Origin of the sequence: Tenacibaculum sp. TC6 (assembly GCF_050606265.1) — a bacterium.
Lineage (GTDB): Bacteria > Bacteroidota > Bacteroidia > Flavobacteriales > Flavobacteriaceae > Polaribacter.
In genome coordinates this window covers 1-6,807 of sequence record NZ_JBOCUK010000059.1, presented here as the reverse complement: position 1 = coordinate 6,807, position 6,807 = coordinate 1, and the positions used below count along the sequence as shown (strand labels likewise).

The following is a 6,807-nucleotide window of genomic DNA, read 5'->3' as shown; positions in this document are numbered from 1 at the left end:
TTTGAGTACGTTTTACATGTTTGTTTTTCATGACACTTAATTTTTAGTGTAACGCTATTTCAGGACGGGACAAGATAAAAAAATAAAATCCGAGTTTTAAAACTCGGATTTTATTTTTTTATCTATTTCTTCTTGATTTTCCTGTTTGTTCAGGAGTTGTTCCTTTATAATAATGTGTGTTGTTATTTTTGCTTTTTTTTCGTCTTAACACTTTACTACGATTCCCTATTTTAGCATTTGGTAATGCTCTATAGTAGTAATAGTTGTTGTCTTCTCTAAATTGACGATAATTGTTGCTAAAATCTCTTCTGAAAAAGTAAACATCATCATAGTCATAAATATCGCCAATATTAATATCTATATCAATATTAAAACCATCATCATCACAGGTTTCATAATCATTATATCGGTTTCCCGGTTTTATAAATCCTTTATAACGTGGATTTCCCCATCGGTCATATTTAATATGTAGGTTCCCAACTTTGGTTAATAAACCTCTTTTGTATTTCATAAATATATTACCAATTCTAGTAACTTTACCTGAATAGTCATAATTTACAAAAACATTCCCTACACTTCTAATTCTTCCTCTCGAATCTCTTTCAATTCTAATGCCTCTGTCTATTCTGGTACGTCTTCCGTAGTAATCTACATATCGAGTATCACCAGGATGGGTATTAAAATCAAAATCTCCATTTAAAAATACATGGAATTCAACCCCTCTTTCCATAAAGGAAACAGAGTTATTGTAATGGTTTGTAACCCCAATTTTGCTAGTTGATTTATTTGTGTCATTGGCTCTTATTGGAGTTAATAACATGGTTGCTAATAAAAAAAGTATCCCTGTTCTCATAATTGCTTATTTTAGGGTTATGCCTACTCTATATGCTTTTCAGCTTCCGCATTTGGAGTATGGTTTCCAAAATATGTGCCAAAAATTATTTTGAGAAATTAGAGAAAGAATAATTTGACGGTAAGTATTTGTTTGTTAATTGTTTATGAATGTGTAAAAAAATATTATCTATAAATCGTAAAATACCCTTATATTTATACGACTTACTTTTTAAAATAATATTAAAACAATGATTGAAGCTATAGATAAAAATTTACAAAGAGGTATAAAATTATTGAATAGTATTAATGATGAAGAGTATAGTGATAAGTCCGTAGCCCCTTATTATTCTAGCATTGGTACTCATATGCGTCATGTATTGGATGTGTTTTCCTGTATTTTTAATGGTTTAGAAACCGGAAATGTTGATTTTTCTGATAGAAAAAGAAATGTTTTAGCAGAAGAGAAGATAAGTGAAGGACTTACTTATTTTGAGAAAGTACTGGAAAGTTTATATGGTTTATCATCGGTTGATTTTAATCAGATAATTTATGTAACTGATGATTTAGGTACAGGGAGAGTTACTGCAAAATATACTATAGGTAGTGCATTAATACAAGCCCATAGCCATGCAATACATCATTTTGCCAGTGTTGGTTTTATTATTAATCAACTAGGAATAGAATTGCCGGATGCCGATTTTGGGTATAACCCGACAACTCCTAAACAGGTATTGAATGAGTAAAAAAATGATGTTTTATCTGTAAATGTAAATCCACCCTTTTTGATTTTTTACGGATTCACCATTGTCTAATGCTAAAGTGTAAAAATAGGTACCCACAGGTAAGTCGTTTTCTTTATTTATAGTTGCTCGTCCAATAGATTTACCTTTCCAATCATTTTTGTAGTTGGTAGTTTCATATACTGTATTTCCCCATCTGTTAAAAATAGAAAGGCTATTATTTTTGTAACGCTCTAAGCCTTCAAAAACTAAAGTCTCATTTGTGGAATCACCATTTGGGGTAAAAATTAAATTAACATCAGTAAGTTGATCTTCAGAAAAATGAGATCCAATTGTGATTATTGTATAGTTATCAGGAATAAAGGTGTTAGAAGTAACTTGCCCCTTATTAATATCACCATTTACAGCACTGTTACCTAAATCAATCCATTTTCCTTCTGATGCACTCCATCCAACCACTGTTAACAATTTTATGTCTGAATTAATTGTACCAACATTACTATTGTTATCCCATGTTAATGTAATTTTAGTTTCATTAGCTCCGTCTAAATCCCAAAACTCAAGAATGCTAATATTGTCAATAAAAGCTTGTTTTTGTGTTGTAGAAAATACTTCAGTAAAATGTGTTGGAGGTGTATTTGGATTGTTAAAATAATATGCTCCGCTATATTTATTGTTGATGTTTTGAGTAGTTAAAATCATTGGTCTGATTCTATTATCATCTCCTATAGGAAATATAAAGTTATCAACGCCTATAACTGATGAATAACCGTCAACATGTCTTGAATTATCTTCACCGGCATATAAATTATAATTTATAAAATCAAGAGAAGTATTGACATTGTTTCTTGGAGTATATATTTTACCATTAACAAAGTTCATATCATTGGTAACTCCTAAAGAAGTATATAATTCTACATCATTAACGGCATCTATTTCTACATCCTTAAAAATGGCTTCATTATTACCGGATATACTTCTAATTTCATTGTCACTGTAAAAACCGGCTAATCCTGAATTATTATTGTCCAAGCTACCATCATTAATAAAATCTGTATGAAAACCAATGTTAGCACCATCGTGCAATTTAATATTTCCAAGATTGTGGAACGCAGATTGTGCTCCCAAAAAAATAGGCATAGCGATAGCTATCGTAGATAAAAAACTTTTCATAATACCCCCGTATTTTATTTATTTTTTATTACTATTCTAAAAAAATGAATATTTTATATTGTCTGTCTATTCAAACTTATATAATTAATGTTTTTTGTTAGTTTTTAATAAAGGCCACAAAGATAGTCTTTTTTTAATATAAACACTTACAGAGTAAAGTTATCTTTTTGATAAGTAGTGAGATAGATTCTAAACTTGCTCGTAAGTATGTATTAACCTTTTTTAAAATATCTATTTAATCAATTTTTCTTAAGTACTTTGCTTTTTTGTTAAATGTTTCTTTTTAGTGACCTCTGGTTTTGGTGAGATTTACTTTATGTTTCATTTAGTGCTTTTGTACTTATTTAAGTTTAGTTGTAAAACTTTTGTTTTTATACTTATATGACTCATTATTTATAATAAAGTCACATATTTTTAACTACTTATGGCTCAAAAATATTATTTTACTCTTGCGACAAATAATGTTTTTGATGTGTGTGTATGAATATAGATTAATAAAGGATTTTGTATAAAAAAAGGAATTGATCACTGATTTATATTCCCCAAAAAGTAATTGAGTTTTGTTCTATTTCTTGGTATTCTGTAGCATTAATATCAGTTCTATACATTATAAATTCCATAAATCCGGTATTAGAATGAAGGTTGGTTTGGTTACCATTGGCCCATCCGATCGTAAAATCTTCTGTTCGAGTACACCTTCCAGTTGTATGAGCTCCATTAAAACGTTGAGTACCACCAGACCTGGCTATTACATTGGTATTCGTTTTTATAAAAGTATATATTTCCCATATACCTACATTTGCAGTGTTGTTAAACGCTCTTGTTGAATTACAGCAAATACCGGGGTCAAAATATACGTTTCCATCTCCCCAGTTAATATGACTTGACCATCTGTTACTATTATTTAAAACTCCAAACGAATGTTGACTTTGGCTCGTAGCTCGGGCAATAGTGATTACAGTACCTTGGTCTCCTGAATTTGTTACATCTTGTATGCCGTTAGGAGTATTAATAATTAAATAATCATTATTACCATCTCCCTGAAAATAAGGTTGGGTTGCATTAGGGTAAAAACGAGGTTGCCTGGTAACGTCAGTTTGAATAGCATTTCTATTAAGTCCGCTTTGATCGTACCAGGTACGTACATATACATTATTACCGGCTCTCCATGCATTAATCGCTGCTACATCTACAATATCATTATCTCCCCAACCAAAATCTTGTTCAGCATTATCTCCATCTCTTCTTAATCTGACAAGTGGACCATTATAATCACTTTCTAAAACTCTCATGGAAAAGGCAAAACTAATACTGGTTAACTTTTCATCAAGAATGTGAAAAGGTTTTGTAGTAGGGTAGTGGTTATAGTGACCTATTTGAGAAAAAAGGTTTTGAGAGACAATAAAGGTGAAAGCTATAAAAAATTTAAGTTTAAACATTACTATCTTTTTAAATCTCCGGTTAAATGAAAATTATTAGTGCTGGTACATATCAAACCTGCTCCGGCATCTTTACCTGCAGTTTGAAAGCGGGAAAGCCTATTTAATATAGTAGTACCACCGCTTCCGCTTACAGTAACTTTACCTGTATTGGTTTGGTAAATACTGATGTTAAATCCTACAGGAAGTCCATTAGGAACAGTAAGGGTCATGTCTGTACTACTGTTAAATGTAAATACTTTTCCGTTATCATTTGCTGTTAAAGTGTAATTAGATGTTTTGTTAACTACTTCGGCCAATTTTATATCTTTCCATTGAGTGCCGGTAGCAGTTGAAGTTAAGACTTGCCCGGTGGTACCTGTTAAAGCACTACTATCAGCAAATGAGCCAGTAACACTAAGGTTATTATTGATACTAGTATTTCCGTTGAGAGTTATTCCATTTGACGTAGCTGTAAGAGTAAGACCTAATGCACCTGTTAGTTGGGTGCTGTTACCTGTAGAACCAAGTTGTAGAGCTCCGGTTGAAAATATCTGAGAAGCATTATTACTAAAAACCTGAAAGTTGTTTAAATTATTAAAAGTAAGAGAATTGTTACCTCCTCCAACAGTTCTTGAGCTAGTTAAAACACCGTCATTTGAATAGATGTTTGTAGCTGAACTGGAAGGAGTGATCCAATTACTACCATTAAAAAAGTAAATATTTTTTTGCGTTATATTATAAAGAATAGCACCTTCTTGTGCTCCGGTAATGCCATTCATTTCGGTATCATTTGAAGCAGAAGGAAGTCCCAAAACAGAATTGGCATCTATTTGAGCAAATGTAATATGGGTTATAAAAAAGATAAGTATAGTTGTAGTTGTTTTCATTGCTAATGATTTTATATTAAAATTAAGCCCCCATTTTACTATATTTTGTTAGTTTATTTGTTGCCAAAAGCTACCATCACTTTGTAACCATAAGCGTTTATTGTTTCCTATATTTGTGGAGTTACCATCACTTCCATTTCTGTATGTTGATATTGATCTATTACCTCCCGATATATTTTTAATGATATAAATTCTACCTGTACAACTTGCTGCAGATGGAAGTGTAATATTATGAGCTCCTGTTATAATTATAGTATAATGATCTTCAGTTAAGGTAATACTTGCAGTTGTTCTTAATATAGCTGTTGAGACAGAACCATTAACTTGTAAAGTTGAATTAGCAATATTATAACCTGTGTTGGATGAATCATTATAAGTAGCATCAAGAGCAACATGTTGTGGGTTTATGTTAATACCAAATCTAGGTTTTGCATTTGCGGTATTATTGCTTCCTTGTACTCTAAATAATTCAGTATTAAACTGACCATTTCTATAATCATAACGTTTAAAAACAATGGGTTCATTTCCGTCATCACCTACAATAAATTCCATTCTTCCGTCGTTGGCAGGTCCAGCTGAACCGATTTCAAATAAATCTGTTCCTCCGCTACTTCCTTTAAGTCTGAAACTTCCATTAGTTGTTGTAAAAAACATAGGCCTGTAAAAAGAAGCACCTGATGAAGCGAATTGTAATGCTGAAATATTTCCGTTCCCTCTTATATAAACCAAAGGTTGATTATTATCGGTATAATCAGGATAGCTTTGTACTAAGTTCAATGTTTGTCTTCTTCCGAATTCTAAAATAGGGAGGTTGTTAGACCTTATTTGCATTCGAACATCATTAGTCGTTCCTAAAAAGTTTGAAGATGTAGCCCCGTTATTTCCGTTGATCAACCAGTTATTTCCACTTGTAGATACCCAAGTTGTTCCATCGAAAATATAAATGCCTTTTTGGGCAATATTATATACCATAGAGCTTTCTTGTGCTCCGGTAATAGAAAGCATTTCAGTATTATTTGTTACTTGCGGAATTCCCATTACTGAATTAGCATCTATTTGAGCTTTTATGATAAAAGGGAAAAATAAGAGTATTATAATGTATATATATTTTAACTTCATTTTTTAAAAATCTATTACAGTAAACATAAATTCTAAATCAATATCATCTTTTTGAGTAGTTCCATTATCTGCATCCCCAATGTTAACTTTAAAACCTGTAGTTGTTTGATCGTAGTAAGTAATACCCGGATCGTCATAATTAGCATTAGTATTTCCTGGGCAATTACCACCACAGTCTTTAATGGCTAACTGAATGATATAATTATTACTAGACATAGCGTTGGTAAAGGTAATTTGATAGTTTCCTTCACTTATTCTGGTAACAGTGGCAACGTTATACTGCTTTGCAATAGCGTGAGAATTATAAGTACTGGTTGCGTCTGCGTTATACGTCATTGTAACTTTACCAGCAGCTTTAACTGTAGGTCCAGCATAATATGCACCTCCGTTAGCGCCAATAGTAATATTGTTGTTAGCTTCGGCAGCAACTACATTCGCAGTCTGATTAGTTCCAGACTCATTGGTATAGGTAATAACTCCACTTGAAGTATTTTGAGAAAGTGTAGTTACGGTTTCGTTGATATTAGCAGCGTTACCGTTTTCATCGGTATAGTCTGCGATTTTATGTCCGGTCACGGTATTGGCAACAGCAGTTACGGTTTCTTCGATATCTACGGTAGTTCCATCAGCTTT

7 protein-coding genes are annotated in these 6,807 nt (G+C 32.0%); 1 reads left to right on the top strand and 6 read right to left on the bottom strand.

Annotation, left to right across the window (positions count from 1 at the left end):
* Positions 1-118 precede the first annotated feature (118 nt).
* The gene (locus ACQY1Q_RS17040; RefSeq protein ID WP_431006537.1) at positions 119-853 is read right to left on the bottom strand and encodes a hypothetical protein; all 735 of its coding nucleotides are present in this window, start codon (positions 851-853) and stop codon (positions 119-121) included.
* 229 nt (positions 854-1,082) lie between these two features.
* Here ACQY1Q_RS17040 and ACQY1Q_RS17035 point away from each other — a divergent pair, with 229 nt between their 5' ends.
* A complete protein-coding gene (locus ACQY1Q_RS17035; protein WP_431006536.1) occupies positions 1,083-1,577 on the top strand; it encodes a DinB family protein in 495 nt (164 codons plus the stop codon).
* 12 nt (positions 1,578-1,589) lie between these two features.
* On the opposite strand, the gene ACQY1Q_RS17030 is transcribed toward ACQY1Q_RS17035, so the two are convergent.
* The 5 genes from ACQY1Q_RS17030 to ACQY1Q_RS17010 form a co-directional block, all read right to left on the bottom strand.
* Positions 1,590-2,747 carry a gliding motility-associated C-terminal domain-containing protein gene (locus ACQY1Q_RS17030; protein WP_431006535.1) on the bottom strand — a complete coding sequence of 386 codons (1,158 nt, stop codon included), beginning with the start codon at positions 2,745-2,747 and terminating at the stop codon, positions 1,590-1,592.
* A 533-nt stretch (positions 2,748-3,280) separates the two neighbouring features.
* Positions 3,281-4,186, bottom strand: coding sequence for a hypothetical protein (locus tag ACQY1Q_RS17025; protein ID WP_431006534.1), 906 nt, complete (start codon positions 4,184-4,186; stop codon positions 3,281-3,283).
* 2 nt (positions 4,187-4,188) lie between these two features.
* A complete protein-coding gene (locus ACQY1Q_RS17020) occupies positions 4,189-5,055 on the bottom strand; it encodes a hypothetical protein (RefSeq protein WP_431006533.1) in 867 nt (288 codons plus the stop codon).
* 48 nt (positions 5,056-5,103) lie between these two features.
* A complete protein-coding gene (locus ACQY1Q_RS17015; protein WP_431006532.1) occupies positions 5,104-6,174 on the bottom strand; it encodes a hypothetical protein in 1,071 nt (356 codons plus the stop codon).
* A 3-nt stretch (positions 6,175-6,177) separates the two neighbouring features.
* On the bottom strand, positions 6,178-6,807 hold a 630-nt coding region (locus ACQY1Q_RS17010), incomplete at its 5' end, for a hypothetical protein (RefSeq protein ID WP_431006531.1).